This window comes from Streptomyces sp. NPDC096136 (genome assembly GCF_044763325.1).
GTDB lineage: Bacteria > Actinomycetota > Actinomycetes > Streptomycetales > Streptomycetaceae > Streptomyces.
The window spans coordinates 190997-208774 of sequence record NZ_JBIWFZ010000007.1; the positions used below are offsets into that span (position 1 = coordinate 190997).

The 17778-nt window shown below is 77.1% G+C and carries 16 protein-coding genes; 5 read left to right on the top strand and 11 right to left on the bottom strand.

Features of this window, described 5'->3' with window-relative positions; translation table 11 throughout:
* On the top strand, positions 1 to 492 hold the full coding sequence (locus ACIRBY_RS17515; RefSeq protein ID WP_403901395.1) for a MazG-like family protein: 492 nt from the start codon (positions 1 to 3) through the stop codon (positions 490 to 492).
* Here ACIRBY_RS17515 and ACIRBY_RS17520 read toward each other — a convergent pair.
* From ACIRBY_RS17520 to ACIRBY_RS17535, 4 genes are all read right to left on the bottom strand, one after another.
* Entirely contained in the window at positions 489 to 1922 is a 1434-nt protein-coding gene (locus ACIRBY_RS17520) for an amidase (RefSeq protein WP_403901397.1), read from the bottom strand. The two genes, ACIRBY_RS17515 and ACIRBY_RS17520, sit on opposite strands and share 4 nt — an antisense overlap.
* Before the next feature lie 57 nt (positions 1923 to 1979).
* Complete coding sequence (locus tag ACIRBY_RS17525) at positions 1980 to 2651, bottom strand: formylglycine-generating enzyme family protein (protein WP_403901399.1); 672 nt, start codon at positions 2649 to 2651, stop codon at positions 1980 to 1982.
* A gap of 144 nt (positions 2652 to 2795) precedes the next feature.
* Entirely contained in the window at positions 2796 to 4049 is a 1254-nt protein-coding gene (locus tag ACIRBY_RS17530; protein ID WP_403901640.1) for an aminotransferase class I/II-fold pyridoxal phosphate-dependent enzyme, read from the bottom strand.
* Between the two features lie 125 nt (positions 4050 to 4174).
* Entirely contained in the window at positions 4175 to 4747 is a 573-nt protein-coding gene (locus ACIRBY_RS17535; RefSeq protein WP_403901400.1) for a TIGR03086 family metal-binding protein, read from the bottom strand.
* 206 nt (positions 4748 to 4953) lie between these two features.
* Between ACIRBY_RS17535 and ACIRBY_RS17540 the strand changes: the two genes are divergently transcribed.
* Entirely contained in the window at positions 4954 to 5799 is an 846-nt protein-coding gene (locus ACIRBY_RS17540) for a methyltransferase domain-containing protein (RefSeq protein WP_403901402.1), read from the top strand.
* 155 nt (positions 5800 to 5954) lie between these two features.
* Here ACIRBY_RS17540 and ACIRBY_RS17545 read toward each other — a convergent pair whose 3' ends face one another.
* Both ACIRBY_RS17545 and ACIRBY_RS17550 read right to left on the bottom strand, forming a co-directional pair.
* Positions 5955 to 7943 (bottom strand): DUF5107 domain-containing protein, encoded by a 1989-nt coding sequence (locus ACIRBY_RS17545; RefSeq protein ID WP_403901404.1) that lies wholly within the window; start codon positions 7941 to 7943, stop codon positions 5955 to 5957.
* Positions 7944 to 8106: 163 nt separating this feature from the next.
* Positions 8107 to 8655: a GNAT family N-acetyltransferase gene (locus tag ACIRBY_RS17550; RefSeq protein ID WP_403901406.1), complete on the bottom strand. Its 549-nt coding sequence runs from the start codon at positions 8653 to 8655 to the stop codon at positions 8107 to 8109.
* Positions 8656 to 8681: 26 nt separating this feature from the next.
* Here ACIRBY_RS17550 and ACIRBY_RS17555 point away from each other — a divergent pair, with 26 nt between their 5' ends.
* Positions 8682 to 9404 (top strand): hypothetical protein, encoded by a 723-nt coding sequence (locus ACIRBY_RS17555; RefSeq protein ID WP_403901407.1) that lies wholly within the window; start codon positions 8682 to 8684, stop codon positions 9402 to 9404.
* A gap of 24 nt (positions 9405 to 9428) precedes the next feature.
* On the opposite strand, the gene ACIRBY_RS17560 is transcribed toward ACIRBY_RS17555, so the two are convergent.
* The 4 genes from ACIRBY_RS17560 to ACIRBY_RS17575 form a co-directional block, all read right to left on the bottom strand.
* On the bottom strand, positions 9429 to 11492 hold the full coding sequence (locus ACIRBY_RS17560; RefSeq protein WP_403901409.1) for a prolyl oligopeptidase family serine peptidase: 2064 nt from the start codon (positions 11490 to 11492) through the stop codon (positions 9429 to 9431).
* Between the two features lie 13 nt (positions 11493 to 11505).
* The gene (locus tag ACIRBY_RS17565) at positions 11506 to 12990 is read right to left on the bottom strand and encodes a M20/M25/M40 family metallo-hydrolase (RefSeq protein ID WP_403901411.1); all 1485 of its coding nucleotides are present in this window, start codon (positions 12988 to 12990) and stop codon (positions 11506 to 11508) included.
* Positions 12983 to 13816, bottom strand: coding sequence for a M55 family metallopeptidase (locus ACIRBY_RS17570; RefSeq protein ID WP_366452985.1), 834 nt, complete (start codon positions 13814 to 13816; stop codon positions 12983 to 12985). The genes ACIRBY_RS17565 and ACIRBY_RS17570 overlap by 8 nt, the downstream gene beginning before the upstream one ends.
* 213 nt (positions 13817 to 14029) lie before the next feature.
* Positions 14030 to 14473, bottom strand: a complete 444-nt coding sequence (locus ACIRBY_RS17575; protein WP_403901412.1) for an SRPBCC family protein — start codon at positions 14471 to 14473, stop codon at positions 14030 to 14032.
* A gap of 366 nt (positions 14474 to 14839) precedes the next feature.
* On the opposite strand from ACIRBY_RS17575, the gene ACIRBY_RS17580 reads away from it, so the two are divergent.
* On the top strand, positions 14840 to 16435 hold the full coding sequence (locus ACIRBY_RS17580) for an alpha/beta hydrolase (protein WP_403901414.1): 1596 nt from the start codon (positions 14840 to 14842) through the stop codon (positions 16433 to 16435).
* Positions 16436 to 16458: 23 nt separating this feature from the next.
* The gene (locus ACIRBY_RS17585; protein WP_403901415.1) at positions 16459 to 16899 is read left to right on the top strand and encodes a RidA family protein; all 441 of its coding nucleotides are present in this window, start codon (positions 16459 to 16461) and stop codon (positions 16897 to 16899) included.
* A 48-nt stretch (positions 16900 to 16947) separates the two neighbouring features.
* On the opposite strand, the gene ACIRBY_RS17590 is transcribed toward ACIRBY_RS17585, so the two are convergent.
* On the bottom strand, positions 16948 to 17517 hold the full coding sequence (locus tag ACIRBY_RS17590) for a HEAT repeat domain-containing protein (RefSeq protein WP_403901417.1): 570 nt from the start codon (positions 17515 to 17517) through the stop codon (positions 16948 to 16950).
* Positions 17518 to 17778: the final 261 nt, after the last annotated feature.

Here is a 17778-nt window from a genome sequence, read left to right on the forward strand (position 1 = left end):
ATGACGCAGGAACTCCGCGGTGCCGAGGGGCGGCCGATGACGCAGGAACTCCGCGGCGCCGAGGGGGGCGCCGCATCCGCCGCAGGGGGTGCGGCCGCGCCCTGGGAGACGGTCCACGCCCTCGCCGCCCGCTTCGACGCGGCCTCCGCCGAGCGGGGGGTGGTGCCGCCGCAGAGCCACGTCCTGCAAGTGCTCAAGATCGGCGAGGAGTTCGGCGAGGCCGCGCAGGCGGTGATCGGCGCGACCGGGACCAATCCGCGCAAGGGGCACTCGCACAGCTGGGACGACGTGCACGACGAGGTGTGCGACGTGATCATCACGGGGATGGTGGCGCTGGCGCGGATGCGGCCGGACGCGGCGGAGTACTTCGCGGGCCAACTCGCCCTGAAGGCGGGGCGCTTCCTCCTGCCCGCCCCCGCCGCCCCGGCCGTCGCCGACGGGGAGCGGTCCCCTGGGGAGCGGGGGCCGCTCCCCGGGCCCGACGGGTCCTAGCCGGCCGCCAGGGCCGGGACGCGGGTGGACCACGGGCGGGCGGACTCCAGTTGGGCCGCGACCCGCACGAGGGTCGCCTCCTCGTGCCGGCGGGCGACCAGTTGGACGGCGAGCGGCAGCCCGTCCGTGCCGAAGCCCGCCGGGACCGAGGCGGCCGGATGGCCCGTGACGTTCCACAGCGCGGTGTAGGCGATCATCGGGCGCGAGCGCAGCAGCGCCCCCGCCAACCCGGCGCCGTCCAGCGCCCCGACCCCCCGCGGCCGGTGCGCGAGCGTCGGGGTGAGCAGCAGGTCCGCCCCGGCGAAGGCGCGGTCGGCCCGTTCGGCCAGCCGCTCCCCCGCGCGCACGGCCCGTTCCACCGCGGCCTCCGGCGCCAGCCGGGCCAGCAGGAGGGTCTGCCGGGTGCGGCGCTCCAGGAGGTCGGGCCGCTCCACGGCCGCCGCCTCCGCGCGCACGCCCCCGCAGAACTGCGGCAGGAACGCGGCGGTGGCGTCGGGGTAGCGCGGGGACGCCTCCCGTACGTCGTGCCCGAGTTCGCCCAGCAGCTGCGCGGTCCGCCGCAGGGCGCTCACGTGCTCGGGGTGGGGGCGCACGCCGGGCACGGCCGACTTGGCCGACCAGGCGATCCGCAGTCGGCCGGGCTCGGTGGACGCCGCCCGCAGGAAGCTCGTGCCAGTGGGGCGGGCCGTCCAGCGGTCGCCCTCCGCGGGGCCGCCGAGGACGTCGTAGAGCAGGGCGCTGTCGCGCACGGTGCGGGTGAGCGGGCCGATGGTGCCGAGGGCGTACCAGAGGTGGGGCTGCGGGGCGGTGGGGACGCGGCCGCGCTGCGGTTTGAGGCCGAAGAGGCCGCAGCAGGCGGCGGGGATGCGGATGGACCCGCCGCCGTCGCCGCCGAGCGCCGCGCCGACGAGGCCGGCCGCGACGGCGGCGGCGCTGCCGCCGCTGGATCCGCCGGTGGTGCGGGAGGTGTCCCAGGGGTTGCGGGTGAGCCCGTGGGCGGCGGACTCGGTGAACGGCCACTGCCCGAACTCCGGCATGGCGGTCTTCCCGACGACCACCGCCCCGGCCGCGCGCAGCCGGCGCACGGCCTCGCAGTCGCGGGCGGCCGGGGTCCGGTTGGCGGCGCCGCCGAAGCCCGTGACCTCCCCCGCCACGTCCAGCTCGTCCTTGACCGCGACGGGCACGCCCAGCAGGGGCAGTTCCGTCCCGGCCGCCCTGGCCGCGTCGCGGGCGTCGGCCTCGGCGAGGACCTGCTCCCGGGCGCGCACCACGCGGAACGCGCCCAGCTGCGGGTCCAGCGCCCCGATGCGGCGCAGCGAGGCCTCCGCGAGGGCCCGCGCGGTCACCTTCCCGGCCCGGACCAGCTCGGCCTGCCGGGCCGCGCCCAGGAACAGCAGCTCACCGTCGTCCACGTACGCGCCTTCCTCCACGGGTGTCTCCGTGCCGGGCACCGTATGCCAGGGCGGGCCTCCTACGACAGGGGCACGTCAGGCGGGAGGACCGGACCGGGCCAGGCGGAACCCGACGTCGTCGACCCGGTAGGAGGGGTGGCTGCGGCGGCGGGCGGAGGCGCGCAGGCTCCAGTGCTCGTCGAACCAGCCGCCGCCGCGCAGGACCCGGTAGCCGCCGTACACCTCGGGGTCGTAGACGTCCCAGCACCAGTCCCAGACGTTGCCGAGCATGTCGTGCAGGCCCCACGGGTTGGGCCGTTTGCCGCCGACCTCGTGGAGGGCCTCCCCGGAGTTGCCGCGGTACCAGGCGATCTCGTCGAGCGGGCCGTAGTGCGGCCCGCCGGTGCCGGCCCGGCAGGCGTGCTCCCACTCGGCCTCGGTGGGCAGCCGGTACCCGTCGGCGGCCGGGTCCCAGTCGGCCGACTCGCCGTCCACGGCGTAGGCGGGGGTGAGGCCCGTCCGCTCCGAGAGGGCGTTGCAGAAGCGGACCGCGTCCCACCAGGAGACGCCCTCGACGGGCAGCCGGCCGCCGTGGGAGGTGCTCGGGCGGGCGCCGGTGACCTCGGCGTAGAGGGCCTGGGTGACGGGGAACACGGCGATCCGGTAGGGCTGGAGCTCCACCTCCCAGCTGCGCCGCGTCCGCCGGTCCGACAGGGTCACCCGCCCCGGGGGCGGCGAGGCCATCCGGAGGTCCGCGCTGAGGTCCATGGGAGTCGATCTTACGGAGTCCCCCGCCCGGCGGGCCGCGGCAGCGGGCGCTCCGCTCCGTGGGCGGCGGGCGGTTCAGGCGGTGGGCGGTTCGGGCGGTGGGCGGTTCGGGCGCTGGCGTTCAGGCGGCGGGCGGCGCCGGTGTCAGTCGGCCAGCCCGGCCAGGACCGAGCCGAGCAGGCCGAGCGCGCCGCGGACGTGCGGCAGGTCCAGGGGGTCGCGGGAGCCGAGTGCGGCGAGCCTCTCGTGCGGGGTGGCGCCCAGCAGCGGTCCGGTCGACAGCCGTACGCGCAGCGCGCCCAGGTCGTCCGCGAACCGCTGTCCGCCGGGCGTCGGCGAGCCCAGCCGTCCGCCGAGCCAGTCCTCCAGCTCCATCGCGTCGCCCACCCCGTGCCGGGCCAGGCCCGCGCGCAGGGGGGTGAGGTCGGCGTACAGGTGGCGGCCGGCCTGCGGGGGCCGGGCGAGCGCCCCGACGGCCAGCAGCTCCCGGTGCGCGGCCGCCGCCACGGCCCCGTGCAGGGCGGCGGCGGCGTAGGCCCGCCCGGCGACGGCGTCCGGCTCGTCCAGCGCGTGCGCGGCGGCCGCCGCGACCGGGCCGGCCACCAGCGCCCCGGTGGCGGTGAGGATGTCGAGGGTGCGGGCGCGCAGCCAGGTGCCGCGCGGCGTGGCGGGGAAGCGGGCCACGGCGGCGGGCCAGCCGCCCGGCAGCAGCGCCCCGGACAGGTCGACCAGCACGGCGGCCGTGGCGGGCAGCATCTCGGCGGGGCTCAGCACGAGCGTGTCGTGCGGCCGGTGGACGGTGTCGCGCCAGCTCTCGTCGCTGACCACGAACAGCCCGGCCCCCTCGGCCGCCTCGCAGGCCTCGCGCAGCATCTCGGGCGGCGCCACCGTGCCGGTCGGGTCGTCGGCCACCGACAGCAGCAGCACCCGTGGGTCGCCGCCCTCGGCACGCACCCGCCGTACGGTCTCCAGCAGGGCGTACGGGTCCGGTACGCCGCCGCACTCGGCCGGGGTGGGCACGTGGTAGGCCCGCCGCCCCAGCAGCCGGACCTGCGGGGTCCACCAGGCGGGGCAGGGCCGGGGCAGCAGCACGTCGCCCCCGTAGGCGCCGAGCAGCGCGAGCAGCAGGGCGGGGGCGCCGGGCCCGGCGGCCACGTTCTCCGGCTCGGTGGGGAGCCCGCGCCGCGCCCAGTGCCGGCAGGCGGCCTCGCGGAGGGGCCTCCCGCCTCCCGGGGGCTCGGGGGCGGCCCGGTCCGCCGCCCCGGCGAGGACGGCCCTCAGCTCCGGCAGGACCGGAAGGCCCGGCTCGGGGGCGGGGGGACCGTACCTGACGGGCCCACGCCCCTCCGGGGCCAGGCGCCACACTCCGGCCGGCCCGTCCGTCGTCCGCTCGGCCATCCCCGCCACGTGCCCGCCCTCCTACTGCCCGGTGCCTTGCCGCCGCCGCCACTGACGTGCCCTTTATACGATTGTTTTCGCCACGATGCCCGCTTTCCGTCGGCGTCCCGCGCCCTCCCGGCCGGTCATCCGCGCCTCCCCACCAGGGCCAGCAGCCTGGTCTGCGCGTCCGCCCCGGCCGGCACGTCCAGCGGCACGTCGTACATCCCGCTCGCCGCCAGGCCGTCGGCGTACGGCATGACCTCCTTGAGGGAGAACTCCACGAGCCCGTCGGGCAGCCGGTCGTCCGCGCCGATGGCCCGCGAGAGGTCCCAGGCGTGGACGACGCAGTCGGCGGTCAGCTCCGAGCAGTACGCCGCCCCGCGCGTCGGCCCGTACGAGAGCCGCACCGTCCGGTCGAGCGCCCCGGGCACACCGAAGGCCGCCCGCCCGGCGGCCGCCGCCCGCTCCCAGGCCCCCGCCGGATCCCCGCCGAGGAGGTCCCCGGACAGCGCGTCCCCGACCTCGGACACCGACCGGCCCTCCGTGACGAGGGGCGGGATCCAGAGCTGCTCGCCGGTGACGTGGTTGACCAGGTCCCGCACGGTCCACTGGGTGCAGGGGGTCGGCGCGTCCCATTGGTCGTCCGCGACGGCCCGCACCCGCTCACCGAAGAACCGCAGCGCCGCGGCGTGCTGTTCGAGCAGCGTCTCCGGCATCGTCCTCACCGTCCTTGGCGATGGGGCGCCGGACATGCCGCCGCCCCCTGGGCCCCACTGTCCTCGCCCCTGCCCTGCCCTGCCACCGACCCGTCCAACCCCCTTGGAACCAAAGGGTGACGTCCATATTTCGAAACGCAGATCTCAGATGACGGTCGGATCCCCTACGGTGATCACAGCACTTCGACGACGAGGAGGAGCCCGCCATGAGCGACGCCCGCACGGCGCCCGAGCCGACCGCGCACGAGACGGCCGTCTACACGCACGGCCACCACGAGTCGGTCCTGCGCTCGCACCGCTGGCGCACCGCCGCCAACTCGGCCGCCTACCTGGTCGGGGAGCTGCGGCCGGGCATGCGGGTGCTGGACGTGGGCTGCGGACCTGGCACCATCACCGCGGACCTGGCGGAACTGGTGGCCCCCGGCGGGCGGGTCACGGCCGTCGACGCGGCGCCGGACGTCCTGGCCGCGGCGGGCGCGTACGCGGCCGAGCGGGGGCTGGAGGGGGCCGTCGAGTTCGCGGTGGCGGACGTCCACGCACTGGACTTCCCGGACGACGCCTTCGACGTGGTCCACGCCCACCAGGTACTGCAGCACGTCGGCGACCCGGTGCGGGCCCTGCGCGAGATGCGGCGGGTGTGCCGGCCGGGCGGGATCGTGGCCGTCCGGGACGCGGACTACGCGGCGATGACCTGGTACCCGGCGACGCCGGGGCTGGACGAGTGGCTGGACCTGTACCGCCGGGTGGCCCGGGCGAACGGCGGCGAACCGGATGCCGGGCGGCGCCTGCTGTCCTGGGCCCGGGCGGCGGGGTTCACGCAGGTGCGGGCGTCGGCGACGGCGTGGTGCTACGCGACCGCGGAGGAGGTGGCGTGGTGGTCGGCCCTGTGGGCGGACCGGACGACGGCCTCCTCGTACGCGGCCGTCGCGCAGGGCGGCGGCCACGCGACGTCCGCCGGGCTGGAGGACGTCGCCGCCGCCTGGCGGGCGTGGGGGGCCTCGCCGGACGCGTGGTTCTCCGTGCTGAACGGGGAACTGCTGTGCCGGGCCTGAGGCCCTGAGCCCGGGCCGGCGCGTCCGCCGCGCGGGGCCGCGCCGGCCGGGGCACCTGCCCGCCCGCCGCCCGTTCCCGGCGGCTGCGCCCCTGACCGGCGGGGCCGGGGCACCTGCCCGCCCGCCGCGGGCTCCCGGGGGCGGGGCGCGGAGCCCTACGCCGGCGGGTGCATCCGGAAGTCGTAGGCCGGCGGCAGCGGCGCCTCGGACAGGGTCGACCAGACCTCCGACAGGGTCTCCTCCCCCTCCCTCAGGTCCGCCGTCTCGAAGCCGTCCTCGAACACCCGCCGGGCCGCGCCCACGTGCCCCTCCGCCGCGAGCAGCCGCGCGGCCAGCAGCCGGAAGCGGCCCTGCTCCCGCAGCGCCGGCCGCAGCCGGTCCCAGACCGCCCGCGCCCCGGCCGGCCGGCCCGCCGCCAGCAGGGCGGTCATGGCCTCCCGGCCCAGCGCGGACTCCGCCGCCGTCCAGGCGTCACCGCCGCGGCTCTCCCCCGCCAGGTCCTCGAACGCCTGCGCGTACCGGTCGGCCGCCCGCTCCCGGTCCCCGGCCAGCTCGTCCGCCACCGCGAGGCACCGCAGCAGCGGCCAGCGCGACGGCGCCAGCGCCAGGCCGCGCTCCCAGCTGCGCACGGCCTGGGCCGTGTCGCCCGCGTGCCACTGGGCCACGCCCAGGTGGTACTCCGTCAGCGGGTCCGCCGGAGCGGTCTCCAGCATGTCCCGCCAGTGCGCGGCGACGAGGCTGGGCCCCGGCGGGACGACCCGGCGCGGCGCCGGGTGGGCACCGGTCCGCCACAGGGCCAGCCACGGCTCCTGGGCCTCCTCCAGGGTGGACTCCGGGAAGGGGGTGCCGGGAAGGGCGAAGCCCCCGCGCAGCACCTCCAGCGCGCCCCAGCCCGACCCCCGCGCCAGCCACTGCCCCGGCCCGCCGTCCGGATCGGTGTCGGCGTACCCGTCCCGCCAGGCCCCGTGGGCCGCGTCCAGCGTGCCGGGCGGGAGCGCCGCGTCCAGCGCCGCCCCGGCCGCCGTGCGCGCCCGCGCCCAGTCGTCGCCGTGCACCGCGCCCGGCTCCGCCGACAGCGGCCCGTACGCCTCCAGCCAGCTGAACTCCTCGCCCGCCTCCAGCCGTACGTGCTCCAGCTGGGTGCGGGCCAGCCCGGCCTGGATCTCCGCGTAGCCCCCGGTGCCCGGCTCGGTGAGCCACTCCTGCCAGCGCCGCCCGCCCGCGCCCGCGCCCCACACGAACAGCTTGCGCCCGCGCAGCAGCCCGGTGGAGGCCTGTGCCAGGCCGTGCCCGTCGGCATCGAGGGCGGCGATCCAGGGCCGGTCGGCGGCCGCGCTCTCGACCTCGTAGAAGAAGTCGGCGGGGTAGGCGCTGTCCAGCGGGTACGTACGGTCCGCGTCCTCCCACCGCGGCACCGGGATCCGCCGCAGCGACCGCTCGTACCCGAAGTGCCAGGCCTCCTCGGCGGGGGCGAGGACCCGGGTGCCGGAGTCCTCCGGGACGGCGGTGTTGGACCACCAGTAGACGGCGGCGGGCCGTTCGTGCGGGTTGCGCACGCGGACCCCGACGTACAGGAAGTCCGAGTCCTCCGGCAGCCACAGGTCCACCTGGAACGGCAGGTCGCGCAGCCGCTCCCACTCCCACAGCCGCACCATCACCCCTCCGTCGGGCGCGGGGACGAGGGCCGCGTGCAAGGGGGCGCAGGACAGGGCGGTGTGGCCGGTCGCGCCGATGTTCCACTCGATGCCGCCGGAGAACCAGGCCCCGTTGAGGGCGAAGTTCGCGGGCTGGAACACCGGGTTGCGGTAGAGGAGTTCACGGCCGGTGGGCAGGTGCACGAGGGAGTGGACGCGCCCCCCGAGCCCGGGGAGGACGGTGGCGCGCAGCCGTCCGTTGTCGATGACGACCGCCTCGAACTCCCGTTCCGCGCGCAGCCGTCCGTACCCGTCGCGGATCCGGACGGGCAGCAGGGAGCGCAGCGGCTCGTACCCGATCTGGCGGGCCATGTCGCGCGGCAGCCCCGCGCGCGAGCGCTCGTCCAGGCCGTGCACCCCGTCGGGGGCGCGCAGGGCGGGCAGCGGGTTGTCGGGGCCGAGGGGGGCGGCGGGGAGGGTCAGTGGGACACGTCGGACGGTGGTGGCCATGGGGGAATGGAACACGCCGCCACGGCCGGTGCACAGGGGTTCCGCACATCACCACCGGTCAGGATTACGCAAAGGCCCCCGCGACCAGGACCGCGGGGAAGCCGCCCGCACACGCGTCCGGATCCGGCGGGGCGGGGCCGGGCGGGCGGCGGGCGGCGCGCCGTCAGTCCGCCGGGGCCGTGCGGGCCCAGCGCTCGTGGTCGCGCCAGGCTCCGGCCACGTGGAGGAAGTCCGGGGAGAGGCCCTCCCTGCGGAACCCGCGGCCGCGGACCAGGGCGATGGACGCGGTGTTGCCCGGCTGGATGTTCGCCTCCAGCCGGTGCAGGCCCAGGCCGGTGTCGGCGAAGGCGTGGGCGAGGACGAGGTCCAGGCCCTCCCCCAGCAGCCCCCGCCCCGCGGCGTGCGCGAAGGCCCCGTACCCCAGGGCCCCGCACTGGAAGGCGCCCCGGACGATGTTGTTGACGTTGACGAAGCCGGCGATGGCCCCGCCGGCGAGCTCGCAGACCAGGAACCCGGCCCGGGACTCCCCCTCGGCCAGGGCGGCGGCGTACGGCCCGTACTCCTCCGGCGTGGCGGGCGGGAACAGCCAGGGCCGGTGCAGTGCGCGGCTCTCGCGGACCCGGGCGGTGAACTCCGCTCCGTCGGCGGGCCGGAAGGGGCGCAGCCCGACCCGCGGACCCTCCCTCAGGTACGGGGGCGTCGAATACGGCATCGCCCCAGGCTACGGCCCGTGGCAGCATGCCCGGTGTGACCATCGACCCGGATCCCCACGCCCTGCTCCGCGCCGCCGCCCGCAACAACGCCGAGTGGTGCGCCGCGGTGTCCCGCTCCGGCCGCTTCCGCGACGGCGTGTGGTGCAGCCCCCGGCGCACTCCGCCGCTGTACCCCGACGCCGTCACCCTCGATCCCGGGGCCTCGGCCGCCGAGGTCCTGGCCGGGGTGGACACCGCCGGCCCCGGCTGCTCGGTGAAGGACAGCTTCGCCTCGCTCGACCTGGCCCCGGCCGGTTTCACCGTGCTCTTCGAGGCGCAGTGGATCCACCGCCCGGCGGGGGCCGCCGTTCCCGCCGCCCCGGCCGGCGTCCCGCTGGAGTGGGACGAGGTCGAGGGGCCCGGGGAGCTGGAGGCCTGGGAGGCGGCCTGGTCGGGCGGTGACGGCCGGGGGCTCTTCCACCCCGGGCTGCTGCGGGAGGGGATCCTCTTCCTGGCGGGCCGCGCCGGGGGCCGGATCACGGCCGGGGCCGTCCTCAGCACCGGCGGCGGCGCGGTGGGCGTCTCGAACGTGTTCGCGGGGACCGGGGCCGGTGCCGGCGCGGCCTGGGCGGCCGCCCTCGACGCGGCCGCCCGGCATTGGCCGCGGCTCCCGGTCGTGGGCTACGAGCACGGGGAGGACCTCGACACCGCCGTCCGCGCCGGCTTCACCCCGCTCGGCCCGCTCCGCGTCTGGCTGCGGACGGGCTGAGGGGCCGCTCCCGGTCCGGCCCGCTCAGGACCTGTCCCCGTACAGCTCCAGCTCCGGCACGTCCGGGCGGTCGAGGCCGAAGACCCGCGCGTACAGGGTCAGTTCCGCCTCCAGGGCCCGGACCATCGTGTCCGCGCGCCGGAAGCCGTGGCCCTCGCCCTCGAAGGTCAGGTACGCGTGCGGGACCACCGGGGTGCGGGTGCGCAGGGCGGCGAGCAGGCGTTCCGCCTGGGCGGGCGGGCAGACCGGGTCGTCCAGGCCCTGGAGGAGCACGAACGGGGCGGTGATCCGGTCGGCGCGGGAGACGGGCGACCGTTCGCGGCAGCGCAGTTCCAGGGTCTGCGGCGGGCCGGCCAGGCCGTGGAGGTAGTGGGACTCCAGGTCGTGGGTCTCGGCCGCGAAGCCGCGCAGGTCCAGGACCGGGTAGATGACCGCCGCGCAGGCGTACAGGCCGGTGGCGGCCAGGGAGGCGGCCGCCGTCCAGCCGCCCGCGCTGCCGCCGCGGATGGCGAGCCGGCCGGGGTCGGCGGTGCCCTCGTCGGCCAGGGCCCGGGCGACGGCCGCGCAGTCCTCGACGTCCACCACGCCCCACTGCTCGCGCAGCCGCTCCCGGTAGGCGCGGCCGTAGCCGGTGGACCCGCCGTAGTTCACCTCGACGACGCCGATGCCGCGCGAGGTGAAGTAGGCGATGTGCAGGTCCAGTACGGGCGGCACGTGGTCGGTGGGCCCGCCGTGCGCCCACACCACGTACGGCGGCAGCTCCTCGGCGGGCGCCCGCCGGGCGGGGTGGTGGGGCGGGTAGACGTGGGCGTGGATCTCGCGGCCGCCGGGGCCCGGGAAGGTCCGGCTCTGCGGCTCGGGGTAGTACGCCGGGTCCACGGGGTCCGCGGCACGGGCCGAGACCACCCGGGCGCGTCCGGTGGCGGTGTCCAGTTCGACGACCTCGTAGGCGCTGCGCGGGCTGGCGGCGACCCCGTAGACGCGGCTGCCGCTGACGGCCAGGCCCGGCTGCCAGGCCGTCCAGGGTCCGGCGGCGTCCACCAGGTCGCCGCTGTCGGGGTCCAGGACGCCGAGGACGCAGGAGCCCCGGCCGTGCAGGACGGCCAACGTCCCTCCCCCGGAGCCTTCGGGCCGGGCGGGGGTCTCCCCGGCGGCGGCCGGGGAAGTGCCCCCGGGCAGCGGGGCCAGCCAGGTCAGCCCCGGCTTCCACAGGGGGCCGCCGAACTCCTCCTCGCGGGGGCACAGGTTGACGGCCCCGCCGCCGTCCGCGTCCACCCGGTACGGGTTCCACCAGCCGCTGCGGTCGCTCACCGCGAGCAGGCTCCCGTCCGCGGCCCAGGCCGCCTGGGCCACGGCCTCGTCCGGCCCGCCGAGCACCGTGCGAGGCGTGCCGAGGGTCCCGTCGGGACGGACGTCGGCGAGCTGGAGCTCCGTGCCGTCCCAGGGCATCCGGGGGTGGTCCCACACCAGCCAGGCGGCGCTGCGCCCGTCGGGGGAGGGCTTCGGCCCGGTGCGGAAGCGGTGCCGGTCGTCGGTGAGCTCCCGCACGGCGGCCCGGTCCCCCGCGGCGGAGCCGTCCAGCGGGACGGCGGCCGCGACGCGCCGCACGTCGCCCGGGGCGGGTCCGGTGAACTCCTCCAGCACGCACCAGACTTCGCCCCCGCGCAGCACCGGGTCGGCCCAGCGCAGGCCGCCGCCGGTCTGCGAGACGGGCGTGAGCGGGCGGGGCGGGGGCGCGCCGGGGGCGTCGGGCTCGTAGGCGTACAGCCGCTGGTCGGCGTGGTGGACGAACACCACCAGCGGCCCCCCGTCGACCCGTTCGGCGCCCGCCCAGGGCAGGCCGCCGTACTCGGTGAACCGGCTGCGCACGTTCCACGGGGCGGGCAGCACCGGCCGGGCGGGTCCGCCGTCGGCGGGTCGGCGGACCAGGGTGCGGCGGCCTCCCTCCTCGGGGCGCGGTTCGGTCCACCACACCTCGGGGCCGATGGTGCCGACGTACTCGGGCCGTCCGTCATGGGCGGCCGCGTGTGCGGCGGCGAGCGGGGAGGGCCAGCTGCCGTAGGGGGCGCAGGCGGCGGCCGCCGCCATCACCGGGCCCCCATCACAGGTTCCGCAGCGCGCGGTCCAGGACGCGGACGCCGAAGTGCAGCGCGTCGACGGGGACCCGTTCGTCCACGCCGTGGAAGAGGGACCAGTAGTCGAAGCCCGGCGGCAGCCTGAGCGGGGAGTAGCCGTAGCCGGTGATGCCCAGGCGGGAGAACTGCTTGGCGTCGGTGCCGCCCGCCATGCAGAAGGGCACGGCGCGTCCCTCGGGGTCGAAGTGCTCGACGGCCTCGCGCAGGACCGCGTACGTCGGCCCGCCCACGGGGGCTTCGAGGGCGACCTCCCGGTGGTGGTACTCCCAGTCCACGTCGGGGCCGGTGAGCTCGTCGAGGACGGCGGCGAACTCGGCCTCGCCGCCGGGCAGGGTGCGTCCGTCGACGTACGCGATGGCCTGTCCCGGGACCACGTTGAGCTTGTAGCCGGCGCTGAGCATGGTGGGATTGGCGCTGTTGCGCAGGGTGGCCTCGACGAGGGCGGCGGTCGGGCCGAGGGCTTCGAGGACGGCGTCGAGGTCGAAGCCGGGGGCGCGGGGGTCACCGGACAGGCCCTGGAGGGCGGCGAGTTCGCCGATGCAGGCGGCGACGGTGCCGGTGAGGCGGACCGGCCACTCGTGGGCGCCGATGCGGGCGACGGCGGCGGCGAGCCGGGTGACGGCGTTGGCCCGGTTGGGCTTCGAGCCGTGTCCGGTGCGGCCGTGCGCGGTCAGTTTCAGCCAGGCGGTGCCGCGTTCGCCGGCGGCGATGGGGTAGAGGGGCCGTCCCGCGCCGGTGTGCAGCGTGAAGGCGCCGGACTCGCTGAGGCCCTCCGTGCAGCCCTCGAAGAGGTGCGGGTGGCGGTCGGCGAGGTAGCCGGAGCCGTCGACGGCGCTGTCCTCCTCGTCGGCGGTGAAGGCGAGGACGACGTCCCGGCGCGGCCGGGTCCCGGTGCGTGCCCAGGACCGCACGACGGCCAGCACCATCGCGTCCATGTTCTTCATGTCGACGGCCCCGCGGCCCCAGACCACCCCGTCGCGGACCTCGCCGGAGAAGGGGTCCGTGCTCCAGTCGGCGGCTTCGGCGGGGACGACGTCGAGGTGTCCGTGGACGAGGAGGGCGGGCGCGGAGGGGTCGGTGCCCTCCAGGCGGGCCACCACGTTGGTGCGGCCCGGGGTGCGCTCCAGGAGGACGGGGTGCAGGCCCGCGGCGGCGAGGCGTTCGGCGGCGTACTCGGCGGCGGGGCGTTCCCGGCAGTCGCCGCCGCCCCGGTTGCTCGTGTCGATGCGGATGAGCCCGGAGGTGAACTCGACCACCTCGTCGAAGGCGGCCGCGTCGAGTGCCGCCCCGCCCGGGGCCGGGGCCGCGCCGAGGGCCGCCGCCCGGTCGAGGGGGATCCCGTCGGGGCCGGCCGCGCGCACGGCCGTCGCGCCGGGGGCCGTGCCGCGGGGCCCCGCCGTGCCGTGGGGTCCCGTGCCGGGGCCGCAGTCCACCCGTTCCATGTCAGCCATACTGCTCCTCCAGAGCCGCCGAGACGACCGTGGTGACCGCTTTGAAGGTGCGGATCGCCTCGTACATGGTCCCGCTGGTGTAGGCGATCCTGCGCTCGCCGGTCCGTTCGACGCCGGGGACGACGGTGGCGGCCATCGACAGGTGCTCGGCGTCGAACTCGACTTCCATCGTGTGCGGCCCGCCGCGCACCGGCTCGTGCCGGACGGCGAGCTTCACGGCCTCCGTGGCCGCGGCGCGGATGTCGGCGGCGGTACGGGCCGGGGTGCGGCAGACGGCCGCGTAGCGCGAGACGTGGTCCTTGACGGCGACGGTGCGCGCGTCCGGGGCGTAGCCGGCGGCGTCGGCGCAGGTCAGGTCGTCGCCGGTGACGAGGATGACGGGGACCCCGTACTCGGCGACGACATGGGCGTTGAGCACGCCCTCGCTGGCGCGGAGGCCGTCGAGCCAGACGCCGGTGAGGGAGTTGGCGAGGTAGGTGTGGGCGAGGACGCCCTCGGCGCCGGCGCCGGTGTGGTAGCCGACGAAGGCGACGCCGTCCACGTCCCCGTGCTGGACGCCCTCGACCATGGAGAGGGACTTGTGCCGGCCGGTGATCATCTCGGCGCGGGCGTCGAGCTTCTCCAACAGCAGGTTGCGCATGGTCCAGTGGGCCTCGTTGATGAGGACCCGGTCGGCGCCGCCGTCGTGGAAGCCGAGTACGGCGGCGTTCACGTCGGAGGTGAACATGCCCCGGCAGCGCTCCCATTGAGGGGTTCCGGGGAGCACGTCGGCGGGCCAGGTGACGCCCGTGGCGCCTTCCATGTCGGCGGAGATGAGGATCTTCATCGGGCCCCCGGTGGGTCGCTGCGACAGGGGCCCACCCTAGCGGCCCGGCCGCGCCCGCGCCCCGGGGCCACGCCCGGACCGCGCGGGCGCGGGGGGCGGGCCCGGCACGCGTGCGGCCGGGGCGCCGGGGACGTACGCCGCGGGTCCGGGAATTCCACCCGAACCGGTGAGCCGGCCGCGGGGAGTCGCCCTGACGGCGGCCGGCGGCGCCGGTCAGGCCTCGACTTCCCGGGCCAGGTTGTCGAGGACGGTGTCGTAGATGCGGCCGAGGCCCTTGGGCGCGAAGGTGCGCTCGAAGAAGCCGCCGATGCCGCCCGCGCCGTTCCAGACGGTGCTGACGACGGCCTTGGACTTGCCCTCGCCGGCCGGGGTCACGGTCCAGGTGGTGACCATGGAGGAGTTGCGGTCCTTCTCCACGAGCTGGCCGTTCGTGGGCTCGGTGACCTCCAGCAGGCAGTCGCGGACGCGCTTGCTGGTGGCCTGGAGCTTCCAGTGGACCAGGGTGCCCTCGCCGTCGCCGCCCTCGCGCACCTCGTACTCGCTGAAGTGCTCGGGGAGCAGCTTGCCCCGGGTGCCGGTGTAGTCCGCCAGCGCGTCGAAGACGGTCTCCGCGTCGGCCCCGATGATGCGCTCGGTGGTGGCCTCGACCTGCGCCATGACTGTTCCTCCAGCAGTTGTGTCCGTTCTTCGCGGCAAGCCAACCACCTCGGGGGCGGCGGCCCAAATCCGGGGTGCGGGCGTCCGCACGGCCGGCGGGCGGCCCGGGCGGCGGGGCGGCGTGCGCGTGACACCCGCGGTACTCCATCTGCGGCCCCCCGGGCAGGGGCGGTGCCCGGCCGCGCCGGCCGAGGGCGGGCCCGGCCGGGCCGATCCGTTCGGGCTCCCCCGCGGCCCCGGCCGCCAGGCCCGTGACCCGGACGCCTGCCGAGGGGTCATCACATCGGGCCAATAGGCAGCCCAATCCCGCTTTCCGGGCGCGGTTTCCGGGACGATTCGGCCCAGACCCCTCGGCTGGGAGGCCCCATGCTCCACCCCGTACCGCACCCCGCGAAGCAGCGCGGCCCCGCGAAGAGGCGCGCCGCCCTGCTGCTGGCGATCTCCACGGTCGCCGCCGGCCTGGCGAGCCCCGTCACCGCCGCCCCGGCTCCGGCGCCGGCCCCGGCCGCCGCCGGCCTGCGCTGGACCGGCTGCGCGACCCCCCGCTACCCGACGCTGCAGTGCGCCTCCCTGCGGGTCCCCCTCGACCACGAACGGCCCGCCGGGCGGCAGATCTCCCTGGCCCTGACCCGGGTCCCGCACACCGCCTCCGCCTCCCAGGGCCCGCTGCTGGTCAACCCCGGCGGTCCGGGCGGCAGCGGCCGCGCCCTGGCCGGGTTCGTCGCCTCGGCCCTGCCCAAGGACGTGGCGGCCCAGTACGACGTGATCGGCTTCGACCCCCGGGGCGTGGGCCGGAGCGAACCCGCCCTGGACTGCGGGGCGGGCCACTTCAAGCCCGTGCGGCCGGACTCCGTGCCGCGGGACGCGGCGACCGAGCAGGCGAACCTGGAGCGGGTGCGGTCCTTCGCCGAGTCCTGCCAGGCGAAGCACGCGGACGTGCTCCCGTACATCGGCACCGTCTCGGCCGCCCGCGACCTGGAGGTGCTGCGCACCGCCCTGGGCGCGCCGAAGGTCAGCTACTTCGGCTACTCCTACGGCACCTACCTGGGCGCGGTGTACGCCAAGCTGTACCCGGGGCGGGTGCACCGGCTGGTGCTGGACTCAGTGGTCGACCCGGGCGGGGTCTGGTACGAGGACAACCTGGCCCAGGACCAGGCCTTCGACGCCCGCCACAAGGCGTTCCTGGCCTGGGTGGCCCAGTACGACTCCACCTACCACCTGGGCACCGACCCGGCCGGCGTCGAACGGCGCTGGTACGAGATGCGCGAGGCCCTGCGCGGGGTGCCGGCCGGCGGGAAGGTGGGGCCGGCCGAGCTGGAGGACACGTACATGCCGGGCGGCTACTACAACGGCTACTGGCCGCACCTGGCCGAGGCCTTCGCGGCGTACGCGGTGAAGCAGGACCCCAAGCCCCTGGTGGCGGCGTACGAGCGGTTCGGGGCGGTGGAGCCGTCGGCGGGCAACTCCTACAGCGTGTACACGGCGGTGCAGTGCCGGGACTCGGCGTGGCCCAAGGACTGGAACCGGTGGCGCGCCGACATGTGGCGCACCCACGCGAAGGCGCCCTTCATGACCTGGAACAACGCCTGGTACAACGCGCCGTGCGCGTTCTGGCCGACGGAGCCGCTGCGGGCCCCGGACGTGACGAACACGGAGCTGCCCGGCGCGCTGCTGTTCCAGGCGACGGAGGACGCGGCGACCCCGTACGAGGGCGCGGTGGGCATGCGGCACCGGCTGGCGGGCTCGGCGCTGGTGGTGGAGGAGGGCGGGGGCAACCACGGCGTCGCGCTGAGCGGCAACAAGTGCCTCGACGAGAAGCTCGCCGCCTATCTGAGGACGGGTCAGGCATCCGACGCCACCTGCCCGGCGCAGCCCGCCCCGAAGCCGACGACGGCGACGCGCGCGGTCCCGGCCTCGGCGGGCGGCGCGGCCCTGCACGGACTGCTGGGCTTCCGCGGCTGAGCTCCGGAGGGCAGGATCCTCCCATGACCACCTCTCCTCCGTCCTCCGCCGCGCACGACGGCGGCCACCTCACCCGGATCGCCGCGCCGGAGGGCGTGGCCCCGGGCACCGGGTACAGCCACGTCGTCTGGGGCGGCGGACGGTTCGTGGCCGTCTCGGGGCAGTGCGCCTTCGACGAGAAGGGGGAGGTGGTGGGCGAGGGCGACCCCGCCGCCCAGGCCCGCCGGGTGTTCGAGAACCTGCGGCGGTGCCTGGCGGCGGCGGGTGCGGGCTTCGAGGACGTGGTGAAGCTGACCTACTTCGTCACGGACGTGGCCCATCTCCCGGCGGTGCGGGCGGCCCGCGACGAGGTCATCGCCCCGCACCTGCTGCCGGCCTCCTCGGCGGTGCAGGTCGCGGCCCTCTTCCGGCCGGAGCTGCTCCTGGAAATCGAGGCCTTCGCGGTCGTCCCGACGGCCGGCTGAGGACCCCGTGCGGCGGGGCCGTGCGGGCCGGAGCCGCCGGGCCGGGGCTCAGGCGTCCGGGTGCCGGGTCTGGAGCCGGTTCAGGGCGTCCGTGGCCGCCAGGGCGAGGCGGGGGTGGGCCTGGGCGCGGACCAGGACGTCGCGGGCGCGGGCGTCGGCCAGGGCGCCGAGCCCCTCCACGCAGGCCAGGGCGACCCGCCAGTACGGGTCGTGCGGGGCCAGGAGCCGCGACAGGGTCGAGATCAGGGCCGGGGCCGACTCGGGCGCCCGCAGCGCGGCCAGCAGCCGGACCGGGTGCAGGGCGTAAGCGGTGCGCAGGGTGTTGGTGGCGAGGGCGGCGGCCGCGCGGGCGGTGCGCGGGTCGCCGAGCACGCCGAGCGCCTGCGCGGCGGCCTCGCAGCGCGCGGGGTCGCGGTGGTTGAGCAGCAGGACCAGGGGTTCGAAGGCCCGCCGGTCCCGCGCCATGCCCAGCCGGTACGCGGCCAGTTCGCGGGCCCACAGGGGCTGCCCGGCCGATGTCAGCGAGGCGGCCAGCCCGTCGGGTTCGGCCGCCAGCAGCGCCTCGTACGCGGGCGATCCGTCCGCCTCCGCCCGCAGGCGCTCCAGTACCTCGTTCACGCGGCCACCCTAGGGGTCCGCGAGCCGCGCCGCGCCGCGTTCGGGACAGTTCCGCCCACCCGCCTGATCGATCATCGATGATCGGTACATTTGGGCGGTACAGCTCACATCTCCGCGCTCTGGCGCGCCAGTTACCGCGGGGTTAATGTCGTTCCCACACGCACGGGACCGGCCTGGTGACGCAGCCGCCCCGTGTCAGTCGGTTCACGCACCACCCGTACGCACGGCAGGACCCCGGGACAGGGTCGTGCCGTCCGGGTC